At 62.1% G+C, this 23,885-nt stretch carries 25 protein-coding genes; 10 read left to right on the top strand and 15 right to left on the bottom strand.

The genetic code is table 11. The annotated features are described in order from the left end of the window. Positions 1 to 5: 5 nt before the first annotated feature. From AC1DON_RS07410 to AC1DON_RS07400, 3 genes are all read right to left on the bottom strand, one after another. Positions 6 to 2,381: a TonB-dependent receptor gene (locus AC1DON_RS07410; RefSeq protein ID WP_476934136.1), complete on the bottom strand. Its 2,376-nt coding sequence runs from the start codon at positions 2,379 to 2,381 to the stop codon at positions 6 to 8. After that, positions 2,356 to 3,321, bottom strand: a complete 966-nt coding sequence (locus tag AC1DON_RS07405; protein WP_476934135.1) for a FecR family protein — start codon at positions 3,319 to 3,321, stop codon at positions 2,356 to 2,358. Before AC1DON_RS07405 ends, AC1DON_RS07410 begins: the two co-directional genes overlap by 26 nt. 82 nt (positions 3,322 to 3,403) lie before the next feature. Further along, positions 3,404 to 3,955, bottom strand: a complete 552-nt coding sequence (locus tag AC1DON_RS07400) for an RNA polymerase sigma factor (protein ID WP_476934134.1) — start codon at positions 3,953 to 3,955, stop codon at positions 3,404 to 3,406. A gap of 199 nt (positions 3,956 to 4,154) precedes the next feature. Between AC1DON_RS07400 and AC1DON_RS07395 the strand changes: the two genes are divergently transcribed. From AC1DON_RS07395 to AC1DON_RS07385, 3 genes are all read left to right on the top strand, one after another. After that, complete coding sequence (locus AC1DON_RS07395) at positions 4,155 to 5,192, top strand: glycosyltransferase (protein WP_476934133.1); 1,038 nt, start codon at positions 4,155 to 4,157, stop codon at positions 5,190 to 5,192. Next, the gene (locus tag AC1DON_RS07390) at positions 5,185 to 6,075 is read left to right on the top strand and encodes a glucosamine inositolphosphorylceramide transferase family protein (RefSeq protein WP_476934132.1); all 891 of its coding nucleotides are present in this window, start codon (positions 5,185 to 5,187) and stop codon (positions 6,073 to 6,075) included. Before AC1DON_RS07395 ends, AC1DON_RS07390 begins: the two co-directional genes overlap by 8 nt. Before the next feature lie 263 nt (positions 6,076 to 6,338). Beyond that, positions 6,339 to 7,676 carry a glycoside hydrolase family 43 protein gene (locus AC1DON_RS07385; protein WP_476934131.1) on the top strand — a complete coding sequence of 446 codons (1,338 nt, stop codon included), beginning with the start codon at positions 6,339 to 6,341 and terminating at the stop codon, positions 7,674 to 7,676. Positions 7,677 to 7,728: 52 nt separating this feature from the next. Here the strand turns inward: AC1DON_RS07385 and AC1DON_RS07380 are convergent, their stop codons facing one another. The 5 genes from AC1DON_RS07380 to AC1DON_RS07360 all read right to left on the bottom strand — a co-directional run bounded on the left by AC1DON_RS07380 (position 7,729) and on the right by AC1DON_RS07360 (position 12,669). Further along, positions 7,729 to 8,256, bottom strand: a complete 528-nt coding sequence (locus AC1DON_RS07380; protein WP_476934130.1) for an ATP-binding cassette domain-containing protein — start codon at positions 8,254 to 8,256, stop codon at positions 7,729 to 7,731. After that, positions 8,240 to 9,574 carry an acyl-CoA thioesterase/BAAT N-terminal domain-containing protein gene (locus AC1DON_RS07375; protein ID WP_476934129.1) on the bottom strand — a complete coding sequence of 445 codons (1,335 nt, stop codon included), beginning with the start codon at positions 9,572 to 9,574 and terminating at the stop codon, positions 8,240 to 8,242. The genes AC1DON_RS07380 and AC1DON_RS07375 overlap by 17 nt, the downstream gene beginning before the upstream one ends. A 137-nt stretch (positions 9,575 to 9,711) precedes the next feature. Next, positions 9,712 to 10,434: an ATP-binding cassette domain-containing protein gene (locus tag AC1DON_RS07370; RefSeq protein ID WP_476934128.1), complete on the bottom strand. Its 723-nt coding sequence runs from the start codon at positions 10,432 to 10,434 to the stop codon at positions 9,712 to 9,714. After that, complete coding sequence (locus AC1DON_RS07365; protein WP_476934127.1) at positions 10,431 to 11,585, bottom strand: hypothetical protein; 1,155 nt, start codon at positions 11,583 to 11,585, stop codon at positions 10,431 to 10,433. Before AC1DON_RS07365 ends, AC1DON_RS07370 begins: the two co-directional genes overlap by 4 nt. 79 nt (positions 11,586 to 11,664) lie before the next feature. Next, positions 11,665 to 12,669: an aspartyl protease family protein gene (locus tag AC1DON_RS07360; protein WP_476934126.1), complete on the bottom strand. Its 1,005-nt coding sequence runs from the start codon at positions 12,667 to 12,669 to the stop codon at positions 11,665 to 11,667. Positions 12,670 to 12,854: 185 nt separating this feature from the next. On the opposite strand from AC1DON_RS07360, the gene AC1DON_RS07355 reads away from it, so the two are divergent. Then, entirely contained in the window at positions 12,855 to 13,997 is a 1,143-nt protein-coding gene (locus tag AC1DON_RS07355; RefSeq protein ID WP_476934125.1) for a DUF2235 domain-containing protein, read from the top strand. Between the two features lie 89 nt (positions 13,998 to 14,086). Here the strand turns inward: AC1DON_RS07355 and AC1DON_RS07350 are convergent, their stop codons facing one another. Together AC1DON_RS07350 and AC1DON_RS07345 are read right to left on the bottom strand one after the other, a co-directional pair. Beyond that, the gene (locus AC1DON_RS07350; protein WP_476934124.1) at positions 14,087 to 15,838 is read right to left on the bottom strand and encodes a caspase family protein; all 1,752 of its coding nucleotides are present in this window, start codon (positions 15,836 to 15,838) and stop codon (positions 14,087 to 14,089) included. A gap of 85 nt (positions 15,839 to 15,923) precedes the next feature. Next, complete coding sequence (locus AC1DON_RS07345; protein ID WP_476934123.1) at positions 15,924 to 16,421, bottom strand: hypothetical protein; 498 nt, start codon at positions 16,419 to 16,421, stop codon at positions 15,924 to 15,926. 412 nt (positions 16,422 to 16,833) lie between these two features. Between AC1DON_RS07345 and AC1DON_RS07340 the strand changes: the two genes are divergently transcribed. Further along, positions 16,834 to 17,466 carry a hypothetical protein gene (locus tag AC1DON_RS07340; RefSeq protein WP_476934122.1) on the top strand — a complete coding sequence of 211 codons (633 nt, stop codon included), beginning with the start codon at positions 16,834 to 16,836 and terminating at the stop codon, positions 17,464 to 17,466. A gap of 51 nt (positions 17,467 to 17,517) precedes the next feature. Here the strand turns inward: AC1DON_RS07340 and AC1DON_RS07335 are convergent, their stop codons facing one another. Next, entirely contained in the window at positions 17,518 to 18,000 is a 483-nt protein-coding gene (locus AC1DON_RS07335; RefSeq protein ID WP_476934121.1) for a hypothetical protein, read from the bottom strand. 198 nt (positions 18,001 to 18,198) lie between these two features. Here AC1DON_RS07335 and AC1DON_RS07330 point away from each other — a divergent pair, with 198 nt between their 5' ends. Both AC1DON_RS07330 and AC1DON_RS07325 read left to right on the top strand, forming a co-directional pair. Then, positions 18,199 to 18,651 (top strand): hypothetical protein, encoded by a 453-nt coding sequence (locus AC1DON_RS07330; protein WP_476934120.1) that lies wholly within the window; start codon positions 18,199 to 18,201, stop codon positions 18,649 to 18,651. 233 nt (positions 18,652 to 18,884) lie between these two features. After that, positions 18,885 to 19,535 (top strand): glutathione S-transferase family protein, encoded by a 651-nt coding sequence (locus AC1DON_RS07325; RefSeq protein WP_476934119.1) that lies wholly within the window; start codon positions 18,885 to 18,887, stop codon positions 19,533 to 19,535. 9 nt (positions 19,536 to 19,544) lie between these two features. On the opposite strand, the gene AC1DON_RS07320 is transcribed toward AC1DON_RS07325, so the two are convergent. Next, complete coding sequence (locus tag AC1DON_RS07320; RefSeq protein ID WP_476934118.1) at positions 19,545 to 19,883, bottom strand: copper-binding protein; 339 nt, start codon at positions 19,881 to 19,883, stop codon at positions 19,545 to 19,547. Between the two features lie 11 nt (positions 19,884 to 19,894). Next, positions 19,895 to 21,478: an MFS transporter gene (locus AC1DON_RS07315; protein ID WP_476934117.1), complete on the bottom strand. Its 1,584-nt coding sequence runs from the start codon at positions 21,476 to 21,478 to the stop codon at positions 19,895 to 19,897. Positions 21,479 to 21,728: 250 nt separating this feature from the next. On the opposite strand from AC1DON_RS07315, the gene AC1DON_RS07310 reads away from it, so the two are divergent. From AC1DON_RS07310 to AC1DON_RS07300, 3 genes are read left to right on the top strand one after another with little or no spacing between them, the layout of a single operon-like run. Then, positions 21,729 to 21,929, top strand: a complete 201-nt coding sequence (locus AC1DON_RS07310; RefSeq protein WP_476934116.1) for a hypothetical protein — start codon at positions 21,729 to 21,731, stop codon at positions 21,927 to 21,929. 46 nt (positions 21,930 to 21,975) lie between these two features. Beyond that, positions 21,976 to 22,161, top strand: a complete 186-nt coding sequence (locus tag AC1DON_RS07305) for a hypothetical protein (RefSeq protein WP_476934115.1) — start codon at positions 21,976 to 21,978, stop codon at positions 22,159 to 22,161. 32 nt (positions 22,162 to 22,193) lie between these two features. Continuing rightward, positions 22,194 to 22,616, top strand: a complete 423-nt coding sequence (locus AC1DON_RS07300; RefSeq protein ID WP_476934114.1) for a hypothetical protein — start codon at positions 22,194 to 22,196, stop codon at positions 22,614 to 22,616. Positions 22,617 to 22,701: 85 nt separating this feature from the next. Here AC1DON_RS07300 and AC1DON_RS07295 read toward each other — a convergent pair whose 3' ends face one another. Continuing rightward, on the bottom strand, positions 22,702 to 23,190 hold the full coding sequence (locus tag AC1DON_RS07295; RefSeq protein ID WP_476934113.1) for a hypothetical protein: 489 nt from the start codon (positions 23,188 to 23,190) through the stop codon (positions 22,702 to 22,704). Positions 23,191 to 23,323: 133 nt separating this feature from the next. Further along, the gene (locus AC1DON_RS07290) at positions 23,324 to 23,635 is read right to left on the bottom strand and encodes a putative quinol monooxygenase (protein ID WP_476934112.1); all 312 of its coding nucleotides are present in this window, start codon (positions 23,633 to 23,635) and stop codon (positions 23,324 to 23,326) included. Between the last annotated feature and the right edge of the window lie 250 nt (positions 23,636 to 23,885).

The raw sequence follows: 23,885 nt of genomic DNA, 5'->3' as shown, positions 1-23,885 counted from the left end.
TTCTATCAGTGACGGGTTACGGACAGCCAGAAGGTTTGCGGACGCAGCGGCGTCAACTGCTCGCCGTCGCCGATCCGGAACGGATTGCCATAGGCAAAGCTGTTCGAATGCGAGTTAAGCAGATTCGTCACCTTGACGCTTGTCGTATAGCGGCCGTGGTGGACGGCGCCGGAGACGTCGGCATTGCCATAGCCCTTCATCCAAATACGCGGCCCGGCAATACCATAGTTGAGCGGCGCGCCGCCGGTCTGGTTCAGCACCACCGTATATTCGGTCTGCAGGCCGCGGAACACCGGGCTCCACAAGGCGGTCAGGCTGGCATTGTAGCGCGAGATATAGGGCACGTCGTGGCGCGATGTGCGCGGAAAGGCCGGGTTGACGCGGTAAAGATTGGGATCGTTGGTCTGGAGCCGGACCTGCAGCGACAGGTCGGCCGTGGCCTGCCAGCCGCCTTCGACCTCCAGGCCGGTATTGCGCAGATTGCCGACATTGATCGTCAGCGGCAGGCCGGTCGAGCGCAACTGGTCGCTCTGGATGTCGCGCCAGTCGGTCTGGAACACGGCCGCCGTCACGCGCCACCGGTCGTCGGCGCTGCGGAACTTGCCGCCCAGTTCCAGGCTTTGCAGGTGGTCGTCGCCGTAGATGGTCGGCCCGGCATTGCGCATGCTGGTGGTGGTATTGAACCCGCCGGTACGCGAACCGTCGGCACTGAGGGCGTAGACCAGCCAGCCGCGCGCCGGCTTGAAGCTCAGCATGACGTCGTGGCTGAGCGTCACATTCTCGATGCTGTCGCGGACCGAGCGTGATTTGGCGTAGTCGATCAGCTGGACGTGGTCGATCTGGCTGTCGACGTCATGGCGGGTATTGTGCAGCCGCAGGCCGGCCGACGCCGTCCAGCCCGGGGCGAAGTCCCATGCCAGCCGGCCAAAGATGGCCAGGTCCTGCAAGGTGTCGCGGCGGACCTCGCGGTAGAAAATGGCGTCGTTATAGATGTCCGACAGCAGCGGCGTGAAACGTTCGTTACTCTGGGCGGCAAACAGGCCTGTCAGCCAGCGGACGTCAGAACCGAACTCCGACGTATAGGTCAGGTCCAGGCTCGACATCTGGATGAGCTGCGTTTCGTCGAAATAGAGCGCACCCGAGGTCGGCGCATTGGTAAAGCGGCGAACCGGATAGGCGTCGTAGCCGGTGCGGATGTAGTGGCTGAGGCGATTGAGCGCCAGCTTCCACTCGCCCTTGCCCGTCGTCTGCGTTACCGTCACGGCCAGGTTGCGGAAGTTGTTTTCGTGCGGCTCCAGCAGATTGACCGTCTCGCCAAAGGCCGCGACCTTGCTCTTGACGTACTGGCTGTTGAGCGAATGCAGGTCCTGGATCGTCAGGGCGGTATCGACCGTCAGACTGGTGCGCGGCTGCCAGCGGATGCTCAATCTTCCGCCCATGCGGTCGGTGTCATTGCTGGCGTCGCCCAGCGGCGTGTTGTCCTTGATGAAGCCGCCCGATTTTTCGGCGTAAAGCACCAGGCGCGCGGCAGCATCGGCGCTGGCGACCGGCAGGTTCATCATGCCGGTCAGGCGCCACGACGGCTTGCCTTCGGGCGAATAGCCGACGACCGTGCCGAACTCGCTGTCGGACTGCCCCAGCTCCGGCCGGCGCGTCACCAGGCGGACGACGCCCGACAGCGTGCCCTGACCGTAGAGATTGCCTTGCGGGCCTTTCAGCACCTCGACGCGCGCCATGTCGGTCAGCAGCAGGGATGGGTCGGGCGCATTGAAGGTGATCGGCGTATCGTCGAGGTAGAGGCCGACGGTCGATTGCGTCCGGCCGGTCAGCACGCTGTCGGACACGCCGCGCAGGAAGATCTTGTCGCGGCCCGGCCCGAGATTGGTGACGACCATGCCTGAAACGTGCGGCGCGATCATCGACAGGTCGCTGTAATTGCCGTTGAGCAAGGGCGGCGCGGCGACACTGACGGCGGCGGGCGTGTCGGAAGGCCGCAAAGGATGGCGGATGACGGCCAGGGTCGATTCGTCTGTGTTTTCGGCGGGCTTTCTTGGTGGCGCCCGGCGGGGCGGCGCGACGGGTGCCAGAATGAAGGCGCGGCGGACGATGCGATAGGTCAGGGCATCGACGCGTTCGACGCGGCACTGGCTGCCGCTGAGTAGCCGCTCGATGGCCGTAAGCACGCTCATCCGGCCGTCGACGGCGCGCGGTACGGCGCGGCACGTGGCCAGGTCCTGACCGCCGACCGACGCCCCCGTCTGGGACGACAGGTCGATCATGGCCTGCTTAAGCGGGCCTGCAGGAATGGAGATACGCTGTTCCGAAGGAATGCGGGCAGCATCGTGCGCACCGGCTTCAGAGACGACCAGCAGTCCGGCCACGAGGGCTGATATGAATAGCTTTGTCGGTCGTATGGACATCGATCGGCAGAAAGTCGGCAAGGCGCCTCGTGACCGCTGCCTGCGAATCCAATGCCAAGATGGCCGAGAGACGCAAGTCCCCTGCCCCGTCGTCGACGACGATCGGTTTGTCATAGTAGCGATTGAGATCCCGGACGACTTCGCTCAGAGGTGTCCCCTGATAGATAGCACGGGATGATTGCCACGCAAAGGCCGGCTCAGGGTCGATCCGCCGGACGCTGTTCAGGTGCCGCGCCTCCGAAAACCGGCCTTCCTGACCGGCGACGACGCGCTGCGCGGCGCCGTGGTCCGGCGTCATGTCGACAATGCCTTCGCGTACGGTGACGCGCACCACGCCGTCCAGGCGCGAGACATTGAACTGGGTGCCGATGTCCCGGATCGAGACGTCGCCGACAACCACGGTCAGCGGTACCTGCGACTTGTCGCCGACATTGAGGGCGATCTCGCCCTGCTCGAGCACCAGTGTGCGTTGCCTGCCGCTGAATGTCACCGACACCCTTGTATTGGTGTTCAGGCTGAGATCCGAACCGTCGGAAAGCGTCAGGGTCTGGCGGCCGCCAACCCTGGTCTCATAATGCTGCGCCTGGGTCATGACGCCCGGCAGGAACAGGAAGCCCGCCACAAGCACCGCCGCCATGCCCATCAGGCCGGCGCCGAAGGCGACACGCTGGATTTTGCGGACAGGCAGGCGGGTCACGCTGGCGCTCACCGGAACAGCCTGTTCCGGCGCACGCAGTTCGGACCACAGGACCAGGGCGCTGGCAAAAGCTTCGGCGTGGGCTTCTGAGGTTTCCAGCCATTCGGTCAGGCCATGCATCTCCGCATCGGTGCTGTCGGGCGACTGCATCCGTGCGACCCAACCGGCCGCTTCAGCATTGATGGTCTTTTGGGTCTCGGACATATTTCCTGCCTGCTACAAACCTTTGACACCGTGCCCGGCGCCTGCCCTCAGTATGTTTCGCTTAAAATAACGTTTTTAAAAATTACTGCGGCCTTCGCCATCGGACGTGGTCGCGGATATGCTTCATGGCGGTACTGACGTGTTTTTCGACGGCGCTGACCGATATCCCCAGCGCCCGCCCGACCTCACTATGGCTCAGCCCCTGAAGCTTGTGCAGCCGGAACACCTCGCGCGGACGAGACGGCAGTTCGTCAAGCGCGTCAAGCGCCGCCTTGAGCTGCTGACGCGCCGCGACCACGCTTTCGGCATCGGGGGCGGCGTCTCCGTCGCCGTCGCCCTGCGGATTGAGCGCCTGCCAGTCGCCGTCGCGCCGGTTGCGATTGCCATTGGCCCGGATCCGGTTGAGCCACAGATGGCTGCCCATGCGGAAGAGATAGGCCAGCGGCTGGCTGATATCACCATGCACGTCCTTTTCCGACAGCCGGATGTACATGTCCTGAAGGATGTCGTCCGCGATGGTGTCGTCACGGCACAGCCCGACGAGATAACGCTTAAGCGCATCACGTTGGGCGAAATAGACGGTGCGCAGACGATCGTTCGCGGACATGGGGTCCCTGGCCTTTGTATCGGCCATTATAGCGATGTCGGAAAAAGTGCGAAGCGATTTTCGGTTAAAAATCGCGTTAAAGCAAAGCGATATCCCAAAAAATGACGCCGCCGTAAATTTTTATCGATTTTTTATTTTCGACCCTGAGGGACACCCAAAAGCACGGTGTCAATGTGGCGGTAGTCCCCACGCGTTCGACAGAATGGGGACAGGCACAGGGGCGGATATGCGTATTCTCAATGTAATGCTGACCAAGGAAAAGGGCGGCGATGGCCTGATGGCCCGCAACTATCACGAGGCGCTGGTTTCGGAAGGGTTCGAGGTCTTAAGTGTCGGTGCGCCGCAGGGCATGCTGGACGGGGTCAGTTCCGGCCATGGCTTCCGGCCACTGCAGCACCGTTTCCAGCACGATCCTCTGGCCGCGCTGAACCTGGGCGGCATGACCGCCAGCTTCAAACCCGACGTCATCATCGCCCATGGCAACCGCGCCGGCCGGCTGTGCATGATGCCGCTGACCGGCACGCGCCGCCGCCTGGTTCAAGTCCTGCACACCCCGTCGTTCAAGCGCCACCTGAAGGAAGTGCCCGCAGCCGTCGCCGTCAGCCGCCGCATCCACCAGGGCGCGGCGGAAAAGTTCCCGCAACTGCCCCTGTTCGACGTCGAAAACTTCTCGAACCTCAAGCCGATGGCCGTCAAGGACGCGCCGTCAAAGCCGCCGGTCATCGGGGGCCTGGGCCGCCTGCACGCCATCAAGGGCTTCGACATCCTGCTGCACGCGGTTGCGCGTCTGCGCGACGCCGGTCTTGATTTCCGCCTCAAGCTGGGCGGTGAAGGCCCGGCGCAGGCCGAGCTTCAGGCGCTGACCGTCGCGCTCGGCCTTCAGGACCGCGTCGAATTTTCGGGCTGGATTTCGGACCCGATGGAATTCCTGGCCGGCATCGACCTGTTCGTAGTACCTTCGCGCGAAGAATCGTTTGGCCTGGTGGTCATCGAAGCCATGGCGGCCGGCGTCCCGGTCATCGCCTCGGATACGGAAGGCCCCTGTGAAGTGTTGAAGGACGGCACGCTCGGCACCCTGTTTGCCCGCGAAGACACAGAAGCGCTCGCGGACAGCATCCGCAACGCCTTCGACGACTGGTCCGACCACGCCGGGCGCGCCCGCGATGCCCAGGATCACGTCATGGCCGAATTCAGCTTTGATGCCGGACGCCGCCGCCTGCGTCATCTGGTCGAGTCGTTTACGCCGGCGACCGGCCGTGCTTGATCTGTGGCGCTGCGGCTTTATCGCACGCCCGATCGAGACCGTAGCGGCCACTGCCCTTGCGGCAAATGACGTCACCTGGCTGCCCGACCCGGGCAGTTTCCGCTTTATCGCGGACCCCTTTGTCCATAGCCATAAGGACGGCACCACCGTCTTTGTCGAGTACTGGGACTATCGCTTCCGCAAGGGCGAAATCCACTACTACGACTATGATCTGAGCGGACAGTTGCGCGCCAATGGTCCCGCGCTTATCGAGCCCTTCCACCTGTCCTATCCGTTCCTGATCGAGGACGACGGCGCGCTCTACATGCTGCCCGAAGCCAATCGCAGCGGGCATCTGACGCTTTATCGCTGCGAGCGCTTTCCCGATATCTGGCACCCGGTGCAGACCCTGCTCACCCGCCCGGCGGTCGACGCGACGATTGTCCGCCACGACGGCCTGTGGTGGATGTTTTACGCCCTGCCCGGCCCCGATCACCGCGCGATGCGAGAGCTCTACGTCGCCTGGGCCGACAGCTTGCACGGGCCGTGGCACGACCACGCGATGAGCCCCGTCCTGACAGGCGCCGACCGCACGCGCCCCGGCGGCAATGCCTTTGTGCGCGATGACGTGCTGTATCTGCCGGTGCAGGACTGCACGGAAACCTACGGCGGTGCGGTCAACCTGCTGCGCATCGATGAACTGACGCCGGACACGTTCTCGGCGACGCTCGATGGGCGGCACACGGCGGGCGCCCTGCTCGAAGGCTTCGGCGACGGCCTGCATACGCTGTCCGGCAACGCCAGCGTCACCTGCATCGACGTCAAGCGCCACCACCGCTCGGCGATGGAGCCTTTGATCAAGCTCCAGCTCAAGCTGAACCGGATGCGGAAGAAGGTTCGCTGAGGGCGCAAGACCCGGATTTTGCCGAGCCATTGTTCAACCTGCGTCAATTGGATCAGGCGTCCATTAGTCAGACAATTGCCATCAACCTGGTATCATGGTAGCGCTATCGACTTCGTAATCAGCGCAATCCAGTTCCAGGGTTTCAACAGCCGCAAGCCAGCCAAATTGCTCCCCCCGGAACAAGTCAATCTTACCCAATGAATGGAGTTGAACGCGTGAGGCTTAAAAACACATTCGTCCCGTGCGTCGTCATGGCTTTACTCATGAGCGGCAGCGCACATGCGCATAATCCTGTGATCCAGACGCGATTTACGGCTGACCCGGCCCCTCTGGTGCATGACGGCGTCGTTTATCTCTATACCGGTCACGACGAAGATGACGCCGCAGGCTTCAAAATGCTGGACTGGCGCTTGTACAGTTCGACGGACATGGTGAACTGGACAGATCAAGGCGTCGTGGCCTCCCTCAAGACATTCCCGTGGGCGGTCCAGAGCAATGATGCGTGGGCGCCGCAGGTCATCGAGCGAGGCGGAAAATTCTACCTCTATGCGCCGGTCAGCATTGCCGGATCGCCCAAGAATGTGATTGCCGTCGCCGTTGCGGACACGCCTGCTGGTCCGTTCAGGGACGCTCTCGGAAAGCCGCTGATCGACGCCGCCGAGGGATATATCGACCCGACGGTCTTTACCGATGCAGACGGCCAGGCCTACCTTTACTGGGGCAATCCGAACCTCTGGTACGTCAAGCTTAACAAGGACATGGTGTCGTATACCGGCCCGATCGTTAAGGTCGCCTCCCGGCCAGACGATTATCAGGAAGGGCCTTGGTTCTATAAGCGCGCAAATCACTATTACATGGCCTATGCTTCCACCTGCTGTCCGGAAGGAATTGGCTACGCGATGAGCAAGGGGCCAACCGGCCCCTGGGTTCACAAAGGCAAGATAATGGATCCCAATCAGGGATCGACAGGCAATCATCCGGGTATCATCGACTACAAGGGCGCCTCCTACCTCTTCGGCTTTAACTATGAGCTGAATTTTGCGATGACGCCGATACATCACGAACGCCGGTCGATCACCGTAACGCGGTTCCAGTACAACGCGGACGGCACAATCCCCAACCAGCCATGGTGGGACAAGACCGGCGTTTCGCAGATCGAGCCTCTCAATCCCTACAAACGCGTCGAAGCCGAGACGATCGCCTGGACATCCCGGATCAAACGCGACCGGGACCGTCCATACGCATGGGCCCCTGGCGTGACGACGGAACAGGACAGTGGCAAGGGCGTCTACGTCACGCGCGCCACCGATCGCAGCTACATAAAGGTTTCCGGCGTCGATTTCGGAAAGACGCCGCCCAAGGCATTTGTTGCCAGCGTGGCCGGCCGCGTGCCGGGATCGCAGCTCGAATTGCGGCTCGACGGACTTGATGGACCGGTAATCGGCGTGATGAAGGTGGAACCCGGCGCGGTCATCGGCGCGTGGGGAGAAGTGACTGTTCCCGTGTCCGGCGCCACCGGCGTTCGTGACCTGTACCTGATTGTCAAGGGCCGCGGGGACGAGTCGCTGTTCGACTTCGACTACTGGCGCTTTGAGCATTAGCCGCAAAAAACGAGGCCATGCAAATGCACGATTGGCCGTCGATACTGCCCCTCTACGCCGACACCTCTTCACGCGGAAACAGCGCGTGGACCTCGTCCTCCAGCGCATCTGGGTTCAGGCGGCCTTCCCTCAAATGGTCGGCGTCGAAGGTCCTGATGCCCTCGCCCTTATGGATCAGCAGACCCGCGTCGCAGCGCGCCACGAATGTGCCGACATCGTGCAGCGCTGTCACCACACACCGTCCCTGGTCCGCAAGCGCGCGGATTTCGCGTCTGAGGTCGTAGGCCGCGACCGGATCGAGCCAGTTGAACGGCTCATCGAGCAGGATCAGCTCGGGTTCCCCCAGGAACGCGCAGAAGAGGCTGACGCGCTGCTTCATGCCCGACGACATGGCGCCAATCTCCTTGTCGCGCAGGGCGTCGAGCCCCAGGGCGCGGTGGATGGTGTGCGGACTTCCGGCCGCGCAGCCACGCAGGTCGGCCACCAACCCGATCAGTTCCCCCGTCGTCACGGTCGGCGGCAGGCTGTCGAGCTGCAGCGCAAAACGGAATCCCCCCCTGCCTCTACGGCTTCCGGCCATCCTGCGTTGCTGGCTTGAGCGTCCGGTCGAAAAACCTGAAGGTCTCGCTCCACATCGTGCGCTGCGCCTGACTGACGGCCGCGCCATGTTCCATGTCCCCCTTGGGAAACCAGGGGTCGCCTGTCATGTCATGACCGGCGTCGGGGAAAATCAGCAGGGTGGTTTTCAGGCCTGCCTCGGCGCGGCGCTCGGCAATGGCCTGCGCCATGTGCGCCGAATCCCAGGTTGTATCCCGACCGGCGCCGGCGACAAGCAATTCACCCTTGTAGTCTTCCACCTTGATCCGGGCCAAGGCCGCCAGCTCAGGATGGGCGCGCCGCCCCAGCGCCATGAAATCATAGATCCCCGAACCGGTGTACTGGTAGGGCACAAAGGGAAGAGACTTGCCCCGATAGGCAAAGCCCGCCTTTGTCCCCGGGACCACATCCGGACCCCACCCTTCCCAAACCACGTCCGAAGGCGCGCTGGCCGCGACCGCCTTCACCCACGGAAAGTGTGCCGCCGCAGCCAGCGCGAATTCGGCGCCCTTTGAATATCCCCACAGGCCTATGTGTTCCGCATCCACGTCAGGCTGTTGCGCCAGCCAGTCGCGGGCCTGTTCAAGCCGGTCGATGGGTATGCCGGCAAATGCGGCGGGCAAGGCTTCGATCTCACGGTGCCCGGCCTGGTCGTAGGGCGGCGAATAATAGGGGAGACCGAGGACGGCGTATCCCCTTGAGGCGAACATTTGCGCCATCACCCGGACCGTCCCGCTTCCACCGTCGGAGCCATGCAGGAGGATAAGCGCCGGGCGCTTTTGTGGTCCCGGCAGGCGTGCCAAAACGGCCCCGGGAAACGCCTTGACCTCCGTTACCTGCACAGACGGCAACCAGCCATTGATCGTGACGGTTTGCGAAGCAGCCGGTTTTCCCTTCACATAGGCCGTCAGCCGTATTTCCGCATAGCGGTCAATCGTGGTCGCCTCCGACACGGGCTTCATCGACCAGAAGAGACCCATCGGATCGATGCCGGTGTACGAACCCGTCGCCGGAGCACTGGCGCCAATATCCACCTTGCCCGTCGCATCGGCGACGAAGCGCGCGGACGACCTGAACATCTGGGGCGTGGCGCCGCCATAGTTCAGCGAACGCTCGGCCCGAACCTCAACCTCGGCCCCGGGCTCAAAATTCGTCAGAACGATATCGACTGGATCAGCGTACAGGGCGGCGGTTGACGGTTTGACGTCCATCTGCTGCGCCAGCGCGGGCTGGGCGGTGGTAAACAGTGTGCAACCGATTATCCCCGCCAGGGTCAAGGTCTTGCGCCACGTCGCGTCCATCTGATGTCCTTATAAGTTCCACATGTCCGGGCACGCCCGGCCGCAACCCGCTCCAAACTCATGAAGCCGAGAGCAGCTGTCAACTTAAACCGCTGTCATGAAGCGTTTGTAATCCTGAGACGTTGCTCCCCTCTCGTCTAGGCTGACACCTCCTCGCGCGGGAAGAGCGCGTGGACCTCGTCCTCCAGCGCGTCGGGGTTCAGGCGGCCTTCCCTGAGGTGGTCGGTATCGAAGGTCCTGACGCCCTCGCCCCTATGGATCAGCAGCCCGGCATCGCAGCGCGCCACGAAGGTGCCGACATCGTGCAGCGCTGTCACCACACACCGTCCCTGGTCCGCAAGCGCGCGGATTTCGCGTCTGAGGTCGTAGGCCGCGACCGGATCGAGCCAGTTGAACGGCTCATCGAGCAGGATCAGCTCGGGTTCCCCTAAGAACGCGCAGAAGAGGCTGACACGCTGCTTCATGCCCGACGACATGGCGCCGATCTCCGTGTCGCGCAAAGCCTCGAGCCCCAGGGCGCGGTGGATGGTGTTCGGACTTCCGGCCGCGCAGCCGCGCAGGTCGGCCACAAGACCGATCAATTCCCCCGCCGTCACCGTCGGCGGCAGGCTGTCGAGCGGCGGCGCAAACCCGAAGCGCCCTGCCCGTTCGGCGTCTTCAGCCGTCAGGTCACGGCCCTGCCAGGTGATGCGGCCACCCGCGATATCCAGCCGCGCGCACAGGGCCTTCAACAGCGTCGTCTTGCCGCTGCCGTTGACGCCCAGCACGCCGAACCAGCCCGGCCGGGCGGTGAGGTTCAGGCGTTTCAGGATATCGCGCCCTTTGATGCGCACGCTTAGGTTCGAGACTGCGAGCGTCATAGCGGCTCCTTCCAGCGGTTACGCCTGACGGCACGGAGATTGCCGACACTCCGGAAGACCAGCCAGCCGGCTGCGATGATGCCGAACTGAAAGCTGAACTTGACGATGACGGCGACGAACAGTTCGCCCAAGGCCATGCCGGGCGCCGCCACGACCGAGCGCGTCATGGCGTACGGGATCAGCAGGACCAGCCACACACAGACCCCGGCGGTGACGACCGTTGCCGAAACCATGGCCATGCCAAACGGCTCACCCGCACCAAAGGCAGCAGCGACCGCCAGCAGCGCCACAAGGCTTATCTGCGGCCCGCACAGGGGGGCTACGATGCGGCGCAGGGGAATTGGCTGAAACGCCAGGAACCGGATCAGCCGCAGGTTCGGCCACGCCAGGGCCAGCCCGCAGACCAGGCCCACGATTGTGATCATGCCGAAGCCGACATGCGTGCCGGGATTGTTATGGCTCGCCAGGGCCGAGGCCGGGCTTGCCAGCGCCCACAGGCCGCCGCTCAGGAGCCAGACGGGCACGAAGCCCACCTTTCGGCGCAGGGTGCCTGTCAGCGAGACGCGCAAGGCCAGCGGCAGGCTGGTCCGCAGGCGTATCGGCGCGAACCGCAAGCGGGGCATCGGGATGCGCACGGTCGCTGCGGCCACCACCGCACCTGCGATCATGCCAAGAAGGCACGGCAGCACCTGTCCGGGCCGGTTGAGCACGAAGATGAGGGCGACGCCAATGCAGGCCGCGAACGTCATGACGCCGGCGCGCAGCCAGGCCCAGCGCAACAGCGCCGGACCGAACGCGATCCACGGATGCAGGACGCCTGCCCGAAGCGCCCGCCAGCGCGGCGATCCGGGCGCGACGAAGGCTGAGCGAAAGACGGCAAACCCCGCAACCGCCGCCGCGACAAGCCCCATCTTCGGCATGACAGCCATCAGGCTGGCGGCCCGGGCAACCCCGGCGACGGCAAATGCGGCGATGACCAGCACGGACAGCCCAAAGCGCGGCGACCTGACGGCCGCCATCAGCCAGCCACGCAGGGCCAGCGCTTCAAGCCGCGTCAGCACGCCTTCGGGCGAGCGCCGCCATGTGTCGAACACCCTGAACATGCGGCGCAGGTGACGGCGGCTTTCCGGCCGTTTTATGGCGTGCAACATCTTGTCAGGGTTAAGTTTTCGTCATGTTGCCAGGGTGTTTGCGAAGCTATGCGCACCACGTCCGCACCGCAACGGTGGCTTACGCCGTCGCTTCAATCGTAACGCCCGGCAAGGGCTTCGGCGGCGCGGCGCTGAGTTCGAAACGGATATGGCGGGCGCGGTAATCCAGCGTCACCGAGGCGAACTGCCGCAGATAATCCATGCCGATCAACAGAGCCGGCCGGATCCGCGCCTTCCACAGGGTAAAGTCCGGCACGTCGGCGATGACAAGGGTGCCGTTGGTGAATGCCAGGTTCTGCAGGCGGATGCGCCCAACCGGGACGACCTGGCCCGTTACCTCACCGCCTGTGACGCCGGTCAGGGTGACATTGGCTTCGGGTCCGAAGATCTTGTTACGGATGCCCAGGGCGTTCATCAACGAAACATTGCCGACCGAGACCTCGGCGCCGGTATCGATAAAGGCGACCGCGGCGACGCTGTCGACCAGGCAGTCCATGACCTTGAGATAGCCGCCGGTCCCCTTGGCCCGCACCAGGGCGACGTCCGGCCGGGCGGCTTCGGCGGCGTCCCTGCCCTCCTCTATCCGAATCGACCGGTTGGCGAAGTCGAACATGACGCGGGTGCCGTCGATGACGTCCAGCCCCAGATAGCCGTCGGCCGCGACCGACTCGCGCGGCAGGACCGGCAGGTTCAGGCCGCGCCGCCGGAAGGGGCCGAACGCCAGCTCGCGCACCGGCACAGTGGAGGCCGGGATGCGTCGGGCCAGGCCCGAGACCATGACGGTCCGTCCCTGCGGCAGGTTGAGCCGGGCAGCGACATCGTCGGCCAGGATCGAGCGCTCGGCGCCGGTGTCGACAACAAAGCGAAACGGCCCCTGGTCATTGATCATGACCTCGACGGTCAGCCGGTCGGCGGGGTCCTCGCGGGCGGCCAGGCGGATGCCCTTTTCGCCGTCGCGCACGATCTGCTTCGCCGCCTGGGCGTTGACGATCTGCGCCATGCTGAGCTGCGGCACGGCCGCCATGGCCAGCCCCGCCGCCAGCAGGCGGCGGCGCGCCCAGCCCGTATGAATAATGTTTGCCATGCCCCAGCCCCAATACCGCTCTTCCGGCGATGACCGACTGTAACACTGTTCCGCCAAAGCGCCAAAGGTACGCTGGCACACCTCAACGGAGAGAAATCATAGGCGCACAACCCCTTTGGGTTGAAAAATAAAATACCCCTGTTATCCAATATAGCCATGTCCAATCTGGCGCATGGAGCAGCGATATGAAAACCCTGGTTGTATGTCTTGATGGCACGAAGCAGACGAAGGAACAGCCCAATCCCACCAATATTGCCCTGTTTTACGATGCCATAAGCCATCAGTCGGCGGCGGTCGGCAACGGTTCGCATGAGGGCACCGCACCCGGCGGCACGCACACCAAATATCTTCCCGGTGTCGGTACGCAGGGCAATATTGTGCTGCGCGTGCTGGGCAACGGCTTCGGCGACGGCATCGCCGAACTGATCGTCCGCGGCTACACCTTCCTGTCGCGCAACTACACGGCCGGTGACCGGATCTTCATCCTGGGCTTCAGCCGTGGCGCGACGGCGGCGCGCGCCCTGGCCGGTTTCGTCTGCGTCCAGGGCCTGCTGGATCCATCCAGATACGACGCAAAAGAAAAGGATGATGCTTACCTTCGGGCGGTCTCGGCGTGGTATCTCTATCGCAAGGGCCGTCCCGACCTGGCCGATCCGGCCCGCGTGCGCTTCATCGGCGGACTGCTGGGCCGCCCGCTTCCGGATCTGAAGGGCGCCGATTTCGTGACTGTGCCGGAAATCCAGGCCATCGGCGTGTTCGATACGGTCAGCTCGCTGGGCGTGCCGCGGCTCGACGCCAGCGGCCGTCCGGTTTTCGACTTCTCGATCGCCGATACCCAGTTGAACCCCAAGGTGCGGGCCGGCCTGCATGCCCTGGCCGCCGACGAAACCCGCGACATCTTCTATCCGACCTATTGGGCCAAACGCGCCGGCATCCAGCAGGTGATCTTCCCGGGCATGCATTCGGACGTCGGCGGCGGCTTCGTCAATCGCGGCCTGTCGGACCACGCCCTGCAATGGATGGCGGGCGAACTGGCCTCGGCCGGGCTGAACGCCGCCGCGCGTTTGACACTGACACCGAACCCTCTGGCGCCGGCGCAGGACGACGCCGTCGAACTGCCCTACAGCCTGCTGCCACGCAGCACGCGGATCGTGCCGGAATCGATCACGCTCAGCGCCTCCCTGACCGCCCGCATGGGTCAGAAGGTCGAAACCATTCCGATCTTCGGCACGTCTCCCTATGCGCCACGCGCGACCTATGCCGACGGCCGCCCATTGCGCAAACCGACCTCACAGGCGCTCAAGGCCGCCGCGCAGTCTTTTGCCTAAGGATGGCATTGGCTTAAGAAGGTTGGCCTTCGCGATTACGAGGCCGCCTTCTTTCGTCGTGATATCTGATGGTCCCCGGCCATTGGTTATTACTTTCGTCCGCCGGTGCTCTTCCGCGAACTCGCCGGCTGCCTGGCGCGTGTATTCTTCTTTACTTGGGCGACCTCGGCACGCTCCGGCGCGGGCGCAAACACGGGATTGGCCTTGTAGACTTTGGCGATGTTTTCGAGCGCCCATTCCGCGATGCCCTTTTCGTTGTTCTGCGTGGCGATCGCTTTTCCACGCTCCATCATGCCAAGCCCGGCCGGAACGTCCAGGGCGTATCCGTTCTTCCCCTCGGTCGTGTAGATCCCGACCTGGATCATAGACCTTGGATCACCCATCGCGATGGCCTGCGCGAAATGACCGTGCGCGGATTTCGGGTCGCCATCTTCGACGTCCATCGTCGCCAACCAGCCCCATCCGTCGCCAATTCCGTTCCTGCCGGCTTTAACATATTGGCCTCTGGCGCCTTTCCGGTTTGGGCGTATCTGCGTTCCGGTCCTGTATATGTGACCCAGCATCATGGCCGCACAGCAGTTGGCAGGCTTGTCGATCTTCTTCAGCAGGCTGATGGCCTTCTGTTCGTCGTGCATGCCGTACGTAACGCCCGCATGCAGGTTCGCCAGATAGAGGATGCTGTCAGGGTCGTTCAAAGCCTCGCCCCGTTCGTAGTATTTTTTTGCCTTTTCAAAATTGCGGGGCACCCCCGCGCCCGTCTGGAACATCCATCCCAGTTGCGAGTAAGCCTGCCCCTTTCCTGCCACCCCCGCCCTATCGAGCCAGTAAACGGCCAGGGTCGGCTGGCGGCTTATGCCCCGTTCGTAGGCGTAGTCGAGCCCCAGATTCAGCATTCCCTCCGGGTCGTCGCCGTTGGCAAGCTTCTGGTCGGTTGCAAAAGCCTCCTTGAAATCTCCTGCCTCACGTTGCAGCTTCGCCTTGCAGACAAGGCAGTCCTGCGCCTGTGCCGGGGCATCCAGAGCGATCTTCGCATCAAACGCTGCATCGGCCACAATAAGCGGAGACTGTTCGAGCGTTCCGCTTTTGAACGGCCTTCCCACCTCATTGAAAAAAGCCAAAGCCGACCGGTCACTCCGGCCGTATTCAAGCTCCTTAAGGACGCTGGCGGCGAAGGGGCTGTGGCTCCCGGCCGGTCCATCCACCGTAGGAACACCAAGCTGAGACGCGAACACGATCATCTGATTTTTTAGGGTCTTGTGGTACACAAAGCCACTTTGAATATAGGGGTTCAGCCCCTCCGCCAGCGATTTCCGGCAGGCATCCACCATAACAATCGACTTGGCCTGACTATCCTTGCCCGCCGCATCGATGAGCTCCTGCAGGGCCATGACACCAACCAGACTGCCATCCGGACGAAGGTCGGCGTCGACAGCTGAAACATAGTTCTGCGAATTGTGCGAAAAGCCATGACCGGTATAGTAGATCAGCGCAAGATCGCCCGCGTGCAGCGCTTTGACGCTCTGATGAAAAATGCCAATCTTTGACCGCACGTCCTTAAGAGGACGGTTACTTACCAAAATGACTTTGTAGCCCTTTTTTTCCAGCGCCGCCTTGATATCCCGCCCGTCGGAGACCGCATTGGGCAGTGTGGTCCACTGCCTGTAGCCGCCGTTGGCGATTACCAGGGCGACGCCCCTGGGCCGCGCCTCCCGGCTCTTGAAGGGCGTGGCATTGGCCGCCGGCTTCGCCTTTTGCGTGGCAAAAGCCGCCACCTCGTCGCTGTACGCCGTGCCCAAGGCACAGGTCGTCATCAGCCAAAAACAAGCCGCAAGTTTGCGCATGTGTCCCCCGATGTGGTCACAAAACCAATGTGTGAATAATATAAGACGCTGGGCCGGAAGCGGTCGCCCCCCCTTCAGACCCGCCCTATTCGCGGTTGAAGGGCCAGGCTGGTATCCGCTCAAGCTCGCGCTTGGCATGGTGCGCCAGCAGGCGGATCTCGACCCCGAACTTGAGGATATTGCTCACGATCAGGGCACGTTCGTTATCGACGGCCACCGTGTAGTAGTAGCCACCGGGAAACGGCCCGAACTCGACCTTTCCTTCCGGAAATTCCTGATAGAACCGGTTGTCGCGCATCTCGTTGATCAGGTCGGCAACGGTCAGGACGCTGGCCTCGGCAGCGGTTCCGTACCAAAGCAGTTCCTTGACAGCAGTGATAACCCGGGGGTCATCGGTAAAACCGTGATTGCGGATGACATAGGCCGCCAGCGCATACCGGCTTATTACAGCAAGATCAGGCAGCTCTTCGCGGTGCTGAAAATTCTGGACCTTCCAGGTCTCGAGGCCAAGGCTTGTCCGGACGATTTCAACGCCACGGGCATCTCTCAGAGTGGAGTAGATTTGGTTATCAAGGACAGACATAACATAATCCCCGGGTTTGCACGCCGATTACGCAGGATGCGCAATTTACGCACCAAACGTTTTCATACCGAACGCCGTTACGGTCAAGGCCAACATGGTAAACAACTGGTGACCAGCGTGAAACATTTGCGTGAAGATGTCGATTAACACACTGATTAAACAGCGAAATATCCTACGCCCGGCGCGCACGAGGCTGGCGCCGGCGGAAAAGTATGTTATATAACCGACAGATACCAACTTCGGCACTCCGGTGCACTACTCTTGCATTAATCACAAAATGTGCGTAAACCGATTCATTCTAACGTTTCGACGTTTTATTTCTAATCAATGTCAACAGGGTGAGCAGGGCTCGCCCATATGGAGCCTTAAAGTCATGGCTAAGCGTGGAAAGACCGGTCCGGCCAGATCGCATGTGAAATCTACACACACGACCTCCTCCAAGGCTTTCAACACCTCCGCCTGTCTGGCCGTCCTGTCGGCGCCCCCTGGACAACACATGTCTGCCGCCCCTACGGTCCGCGACCTGAGCGGGTTGCGCCGTGTGTCCAGGACACAAGTATCGACGACCCATGCCGTCCGGCAGACAAAACGCGGCTATATGGAGTTGCAACCTTCCGACATACAGGCCATCGAAGTCCCGCACCTGTCGCAACAACTGGTTATCCGCCCCATGGGCGGAAGCCAGTCAGCAGGTTTCAGCATAGGGATGGCCAGCCAGATGCTGGCCCTTCTGGAACTGATGTGGGACAATACCTTCGTGATAGACGACAGACGGTTTCATGAAGTTCTCAGGCTTTTCGCCTCGATACACTACTTCATCGGCGGAGATGGTTACTCCAGATCGCTTTCGGACTCCCTGGGCCTGTCAATCTCGACCGTCAACCGCTGGCTGAACGGCCACTCGTCGCCCATTCCAACAGTGCGACTGCTGGCCTACCAGGAGAGCGACCGACTGGTGCGACGCATCATCGAAGAGCGAAAACTTGGCGCGGAGATAGCGGACTACCAAAGAAACGAAAACACCCATAACAAAAGAGGCGGATAATATCCGCCTCGCCTTCATCGCCTCCTGGCTGAAACCAGGAGGCGGATTACGCTACTGAAGCGCGGTAACCTCTCCAAGCCCCTCATCGCTCAATCGCCGCGATAAAACGCCCTCGACAAGATAGGTCGCGTTTTCAAGGGCAAGCTGTTTGATATCGCTATTTGGGCTTGTATGTCCGTTCAGCCAGCGATTGATGCTCGACTCCGACGATCCGATACGCTCGGACAACGGTCGCGCAAAAACATTTCCACCCAGCAGGAAGTGCACAGATGCATATATCCTCAAGGCATTCTGGAACAGTCGGTCATTCCCGCACAATTCCAGCACCGATCGCGATTGAATGGGCATCAGCAACGCTTTCGCTGACGAGACAGCCAGCGCGTTATCGATGCGCAGGGACGATACAAAGGCCTCATCGCTTTCAATAAGCCGCGCGAGTAGGTTGCCTTTTTCGCCTATTTTAAGGAAGTCCCTGAAAGCGTCCGTGACGCTTCCCTTGTCACCGACCGTGGTGGAACCATTCTGGTTTGCCAATCTCATCTCCTAAGCATTGGCTTTAATGAGACGGCGTACATACCTCAAAGGCGGCGAATGCGCAAGTTTTCGGCGTAAAAATATAATTTCACGCACCATATGCGAAAATCTTGCACCGCGATCCAATAACCATTATTATCCGAACCCAGAGTTTCCAACAAATTTTTCACCGAGCCTGACCACAGCAGGGGGAGAGAGATGACGAACCTGTGCCCTGATTTCGAAGTCGAAATCACCACTTGTCCGTGGACCGTATTGCATCCGCATTCGGTCGAAGTACGTTCGCAGATCGACCAGCCGATCACGCTTGTACGCGCCTACGCCAACTTCCGGTATGGACGCGGCTGGGTCTCCACCATCTCACATATGGATACTCCCTTCCCGTCCGTCCGGCAATCGGCGGAAAACAGCGCCTTCACCCTCCTGGCGGCGGTGATCGCCGCCTATGACTGGCCTTCGGACGAAGGCCTTTCGGCTTCGAATAAGGAGTGGTTTAGCCTGAAGCGGCTGAAAGCCGCGCTCGTGCTTCTGCAGTCCCACGAACTGCAGGTTGTTATCCGCTGCGGCGGCATCGTGCGCCCGATCTCGGTCGTGGCCTCAGATATTGCCTGCCGGATCGCCAACCTGCAGTCGGGAGCCGGTGACAACTAGAGCGATATGGCGAAAATTGCCGAGAAGCGTTTCTGGGGTTTTCGCCTAAAATATCGCGACAAAGCAAAAACTTAGATCGGTATGATTGCTTCTATCTAAAATCATACCGATCTAGACACGCATTCCGGCATTTGAAGACGTCATAGCTTCCCAAAAAAAACTTCCGCCGCCTTATCGATCGCGACAGGCGGCGTTCGTTGTGTTGATATCGCCATAACGGAGAAGACACACCAATGACCGCCACCCTTACGGCTTTTGAAAGCTCGCCCGATCGCGGCCGGGGCCTGGCGCGCGACATGCGTGTGCGCTGGGCCTTCGAAGAGGTCGGCCAGGCCTACGATGTCCGCCTCGTTTCGTTCAAGGCAATGAAGGAACCGGCGCACATGGCGCTGCACCCTTTCGGCCAGATACCGACGCTTGAGGACGGCGGCGTCACCCTGTTCGAAACCGGCGCCATCATCCTGCATATCGCCGAGGCGCACCCTGGCCTGCTGCCGGAAAACGCCACCGCGCGGGCGCGCGCCATCGCCTGGCTGTTCTGCGCGCTCAACACCATCGAGCCGCCGATCGTCGAGCGCACCCAGGCCTTCCTCACCGAAGCCGACAAGCCGTGGTACGGTGAACGGCTGCCGCTGATGGACGACCGCATCCGCACCCGGTTCCGGCAGCTTTCGGCGTGGCTGGGCGACCGTGAATGGCTGGATGGCACCTTCAGCGCCGGTGACCTGATGATGGTCACCGTCCTGCGCCGCGCTGAAAGCTCGGGGCTGGTGGCTGAGTTCCCGAACCTGGCGGCCTACGTGGCGCGCGGCGAGGCGCGGCCGGCCTACCAGCGTGCGTTCGAAGCGCAGAAGGCGGTGTTTCTGGCGGCGTCGGGCGGATAAGGCGACTGCCTACTTCCGGATGGCCGTAATTACCGGCTTGTTGTCCGTCACGGTCACATCGAATGTAACGGTCTGCCCAACCGCGACGCCGTCCAGTGCGGACGCAGGCTTGACCGGAAAGGTCATGGTCATGGCCGGCCAGCCGACGGCCGCGATCGGCCCGTGATCGAGCGTGACCGTGCCCACCTTGAGATCGACCGCCTTGACGACGCCGGTGCCGGTGCCAGACCTGACCGCCGCCGAAGACGCGGACATCTCCATGCCGTCGTGGGATGGGCCGTCAGGTGATGGCGCCGGATTGCACGCGCTTAAACCCACCGCCACAACGGCGAAAAGAACATACCTCATGAAGATTCCCCTCAGTGATCGCGCGGCTTTTCGAGATCGCGCAGGTCCAGCCCGCGCGTCTCCTTGCCGTAGCGGATGATCAGCACCAGAGCCAGGACGATGGGCGCCATGATCATCATCGCCGCCATGCCCAGGACCGGGACCAGCGCCGTGATGCTCAAACTCTGCGCCAGCACGCCGCCGCCCTTGGTGCAGGCGGCCACCCAGCCCGTTGCCCGCCCCCGCACCTTGAGCGGATAGGCTTCGGACGTATAGGGCAGCAGGATGGCCAGAAGCCCGTTGGAACCCACGATCAGCAGCGCCACCGGAAAGACCGGACTGCCGCCGAACATCTCCAGGCCCAGCACCCAGGCCAGACCCGCAAATGTCACCGCGATCGCCGCCGTCAGCGCCCACTTGGTGCTCCAGCGGCTATAGAGGAAGGCACACAGGAAGACGGTCGGAAAGGCAATCAGCGCGGAGCTGGCCAGCAGTTTCGACGACGTGCCCATGTCATAGCCGCGCTCGACCAGATCCGCCGGCAGCCACAGCAGCAGGCCGAAATTGATCAGCCCCCAGGCGATGGCCGCGATTGAGAGCGCCGCTGTCTCCCCAATCAGGCCGGGCGTCCACAGCTTGGGTTGCGGGCCATCGTGGTGGCCGTGAGCGAATGTGTCGGCCTCGTCCTCTTCACCGGCTTCCAGCGTATGGCTCTTGGTGCCGAACCGCGCCATGACCTTCATGGCCTCGTCGCGGCGGCCGCGCGACAGCAGGAATTTGGCCGATTCCGGGATCAGCCCGCCCATCAGGACCAGGACCAGCCCGGTCGGCAGGTTGAGCAGCCACAGGATGCGCCAGCTCCAGTCGGGCACCAGCAGGGCCGAAAACCCGGACGCCGCGAAATAGCCGCCAACGCCGCCCAGACCGCCGACCAGCACCAGCGCCCAGCCACGATGCTTGGACGGCATGGTCTCGGCCAGCAGTGCATAGGTGACAGGCAACATGCCGCCGGCCCCTGCCCCCATCAGGAAGCACATGCCGATGTTCCACGGCAGGGACGGCATGGCGCCGCAGATCGACGTGCCGACGAAGACGACGGCCGACAAGAGGATCGACGCCTTGCGGCCATAGATGTCGGCGATAACGCCCCACAGGATGGAACCCGTCACCGTACCGACCAGGGCAAAGAACGGCACCAGAGACGCCTGCGATTTCGGCACGCCGTATTCGTGCGTCATGCCGGGCATGACGAAGCCGAGGCTGGCCGGCTTCATGACGTCGATGACCAGGGCGACCGTCAGCACCGCCATCAGCCCCCAGTGTGCGGGCCCCAGAGGCGCGTCCTCGGGCGCGTGGACCGAGATGCGTGAGGCGGCCTCGATCTGGTTGCCGACAGCTTTCGGCAGCAGGCCGTAAGCAGCGACGCCAATGCCAGCCACGATCAGGAACATCCCCAGGATCATGTCCCAGCCCATAGCCATGCCGGCCAGGTGGAAGCCCATATCCTTGCCCATCCAGAACATGGGGATGTGCATCAGGACGCCGATAGTGACGAAGGTGCAGCCCAGCGCGAAGGCCCATACGCCCCGGCGGTCCATAAATACTTTTGCGTCCATAAGCTCCCGGCCCTTTATGTTTTCGCGGAGGCTAACGGCTTATGCGCAAAAATAAAGCTTAAATTTCACAGACTTAGAGCATCAAAGTTCGGAAATAATAATTACTACGTAGCAACATATCATGAATTCAACACCTTGATGCGTCCAATGACACTCCAGAGGTCCCCCTATGTCCACTGTTAACACTGTCGATTTACCGGATATTGGCGGCCGTCCGGGTAGACAGGCACGAAATAAACAAGGCAGGCTGATGACCACCTCCCCTCCACAGACCCTGGCGCGTCCCCTGCTCACCGCCGGAGCCGTGTTGGCCGCATGCCTGTTCGTGCCATTGCTCTTCAATGCCGGCGGCGGACTGCTGTGGTACAGGTTCAACGCGATCTCGGCACTCCCGCCACTGCTGGGCCTTGCCGTCTTCTCAGGCGGGATGGCAGCGCTCATGGCTGCCTGAACACTATGGCGTAGTCGCCCGGCTTCTGCGCGGGGCGCTTCTTGGCTTGGCCGTGCTCCTCCTTGCGGTTTCGGCAATCGCGACCCTGCTGACGCTGGAACCCGACCTCAGCGGGTCGTGGGGCCTGTTCGGCGCGATCCTGAGCCTTATGATCGTTGCAATTCACGTACTTCACTTAGTGGCCATAGCCGGGGTACTGCTGTTCCCATCGCGCAAAGAATTGAAGCAATAGACGCAATCAGCCGAACGGACAGGAGAACCATCGTGCGCTGGAAAGCCATCATACTCGCCTGCAGCCTCACCGCCGGATTGGCAACATCCGTGGCGGCCGGTCCTTTGGTACCGCAGCTCGAAGGCCTGAGCGTCATCGAAGCGATCGAAGTCATCGACTCCCTGAAGGCAGCGCAGGCAAAACTCCGCGCCGGCGAAAAGCCGTACTTCATCCTGCTGTCCGGTGCCGCAGCGGCGAATCCAATGGCGGAGGTGTCGCCGCACGATGCCTTTCTCGGCCTGTCTCTCGACCATGTCTTCCGCATCAGGCGGCTGCAGGCCGGCGCCCGCCTGTGGGAGGTCACGGTTACGCCGAACGGCCTGGGTAAGGCAATGTGGGACATCGAAGTCACCACCGGCACGGACGGCAAGATCGAGCGCGTCGAAATGGAATACGGCCCGCCTCCGCCGTTCTAGAACAGGATCCTCTCGTCGAACAACCTTGCCTTCGGATCAGGTTGCCGAACGGCTTTTGTGAATAGCGGACAAGCGTTTGGCGCACCTAATCGCCTACGCAGACACTCACGCCCTTGACGCGAATGGTTTCGTGCATCCCGTCCGCCTTGACCTCCAGCGTGCCTTTGTAATGATCGGTGCCGCCGTCGCTGCCGGCTTTCACGAAGTCCAGCCCAACCCATAGCTTCGGAGCCGACGCAAAATAGGCGGCAACGCCATGCCCCGCCTTTTCGTCGTATTCCATCGCCGTCCGCGTCAACTGGACATAGCGATTATCGAAGCGGATATCGGCCGTTTCATCGCCCGGATCGACGAATATCCATGCCACCTGCCGCTCGGCGGTATGTTCCTGCTCCGGCCGGAAGAAGCCCGAGAAACAGTCGCCGGAATAGCCTTCGCCGGGAACAAGTACGCTGACATGAGATGGCCCCGCCGTTTTCGGCACAACCGTCTGCGATTCGGGCTTCTGAGGAAGCGTCGCGCACGCCGGCAGGAGCACGAGCGGCAGCAGCACCGCCAGGTGTTCTAGTTTCATCATCCCCTCCTCGTCCCGCCGGATTGTGCTTCAGCAGAAAACCAACCGATCCACTGCGACAGGTGGAACGCCCCAGCTCAGTCCTGCCGGAGAGCCTAGGTGACATTACCCCGTTCGGCAAGCGCGGGGACAGCTAGGCCTGCCCCTTGACCCACATTGGCGTCACCGTGCGGAACTCCGACGGCCGGGCGATCAGGCCGGCGGTCTCGGCGGAATAGTCGGCGAACCACGGCTGCTTCGTGAAATCATTGAGCCCGGCCTTGTCGCGGCACAGCTGAAAGGCGACGATGGTGTCGGGGTCGGCGTCGTCATAGCAATAGAAATAGGCAAGCTGGACGTCGGCGCCGGCGATATAGGCCCGCACGTATTTTTCCCACACCTGCCTGAGCGCATCGCGTTGTCCGGGCAGGGCTGTGTGGCGGGCGTAGAATGCGGTCTGGGTCATGATGGTCCTCAAATTTTCAGAATTGAATGTCTCCTGTCCATATGACGACCCGGCCCTGGCCATCGTGACATATCTCGCGCTTTTTTTACAAACGCTCCGCAATAAGGGCGATCAATGTCGCGAATGGCACCAACAGCACCTGGGCCAGCGCCAAACCGACTAGCCTCGCTACGGCCTGGTGGAAAGTGAAAAGTTCCCGACATTGCAGGGCAAACAGGGCACAGCACAGCTTCCGGCCTCAGAGTAAAAT

It is taken from the genome of Asticcacaulis sp. P4_H10, from assembly GCF_056400965.1.
This window is presented reverse-complemented; position numbering and strand designations above follow the sequence as displayed.

Bases quoted from the DNA above. Each gene is read 5' to 3' on its own strand.
- AC1DON_RS07405 (WP_476934135.1), bottom strand. From the start codon at position 3,321: ATGTCCGAGACCCAAAAGACCATCAATGCTGAAGCGGCCGGTTGGGTC.
- AC1DON_RS07400 (WP_476934134.1), bottom strand. From the start codon at position 3,955: ATGGCCGATACAAAGGCCAGGGACCCCATGTCCGCGAACGATCGTCTG.
- AC1DON_RS07395 (WP_476934133.1), top strand. From the start codon at position 4,155: ATGCGTATTCTCAATGTAATGCTGACCAAGGAAAAGGGCGGCGATGGC.
- AC1DON_RS07385 (WP_476934131.1), top strand. From the start codon at position 6,339: ATGAGCGGCAGCGCACATGCGCATAATCCTGTGATCCAGACGCGATTT.
- AC1DON_RS07380 (WP_476934130.1), bottom strand. From the start codon at position 8,256: ATGGCCGGAAGCCGTAGAGGCAGGGGGGGATTCCGTTTTGCGCTGCAG.
- AC1DON_RS07375 (WP_476934129.1), bottom strand. From the start codon at position 9,574: ATGGACGCGACGTGGCGCAAGACCTTGACCCTGGCGGGGATAATCGGT.
- AC1DON_RS07370 (WP_476934128.1), bottom strand. From the start codon at position 10,434: ATGACGCTCGCAGTCTCGAACCTAAGCGTGCGCATCAAAGGGCGCGAT.
- AC1DON_RS07365 (WP_476934127.1), bottom strand. From the start codon at position 11,585: ATGTTGCACGCCATAAAACGGCCGGAAAGCCGCCGTCACCTGCGCCGC.
- AC1DON_RS07360 (WP_476934126.1), bottom strand. From the start codon at position 12,669: ATGGCAAACATTATTCATACGGGCTGGGCGCGCCGCCGCCTGCTGGCG.
- AC1DON_RS07355 (WP_476934125.1), top strand. From the start codon at position 12,855: ATGAAAACCCTGGTTGTATGTCTTGATGGCACGAAGCAGACGAAGGAA.
- AC1DON_RS07350 (WP_476934124.1), bottom strand. From the start codon at position 15,838: ATGCGCAAACTTGCGGCTTGTTTTTGGCTGATGACGACCTGTGCCTTG.
- AC1DON_RS07345 (WP_476934123.1), bottom strand. From the start codon at position 16,421: ATGTCTGTCCTTGATAACCAAATCTACTCCACTCTGAGAGATGCCCGT.
- AC1DON_RS07330 (WP_476934120.1), top strand. From the start codon at position 18,199: ATGACGAACCTGTGCCCTGATTTCGAAGTCGAAATCACCACTTGTCCG.
- AC1DON_RS07325 (WP_476934119.1), top strand. From the start codon at position 18,885: ATGACCGCCACCCTTACGGCTTTTGAAAGCTCGCCCGATCGCGGCCGG.
- AC1DON_RS07320 (WP_476934118.1), bottom strand. From the start codon at position 19,883: ATGAGGTATGTTCTTTTCGCCGTTGTGGCGGTGGGTTTAAGCGCGTGC.
- AC1DON_RS07315 (WP_476934117.1), bottom strand. From the start codon at position 21,478: ATGGACGCAAAAGTATTTATGGACCGCCGGGGCGTATGGGCCTTCGCG.
- AC1DON_RS07310 (WP_476934116.1), top strand. From the start codon at position 21,729: ATGACCACCTCCCCTCCACAGACCCTGGCGCGTCCCCTGCTCACCGCC.
- AC1DON_RS07295 (WP_476934113.1), bottom strand. From the start codon at position 23,190: ATGAAACTAGAACACCTGGCGGTGCTGCTGCCGCTCGTGCTCCTGCCG.
- AC1DON_RS07290 (WP_476934112.1), bottom strand. From the start codon at position 23,635: ATGACCCAGACCGCATTCTACGCCCGCCACACAGCCCTGCCCGGACAA.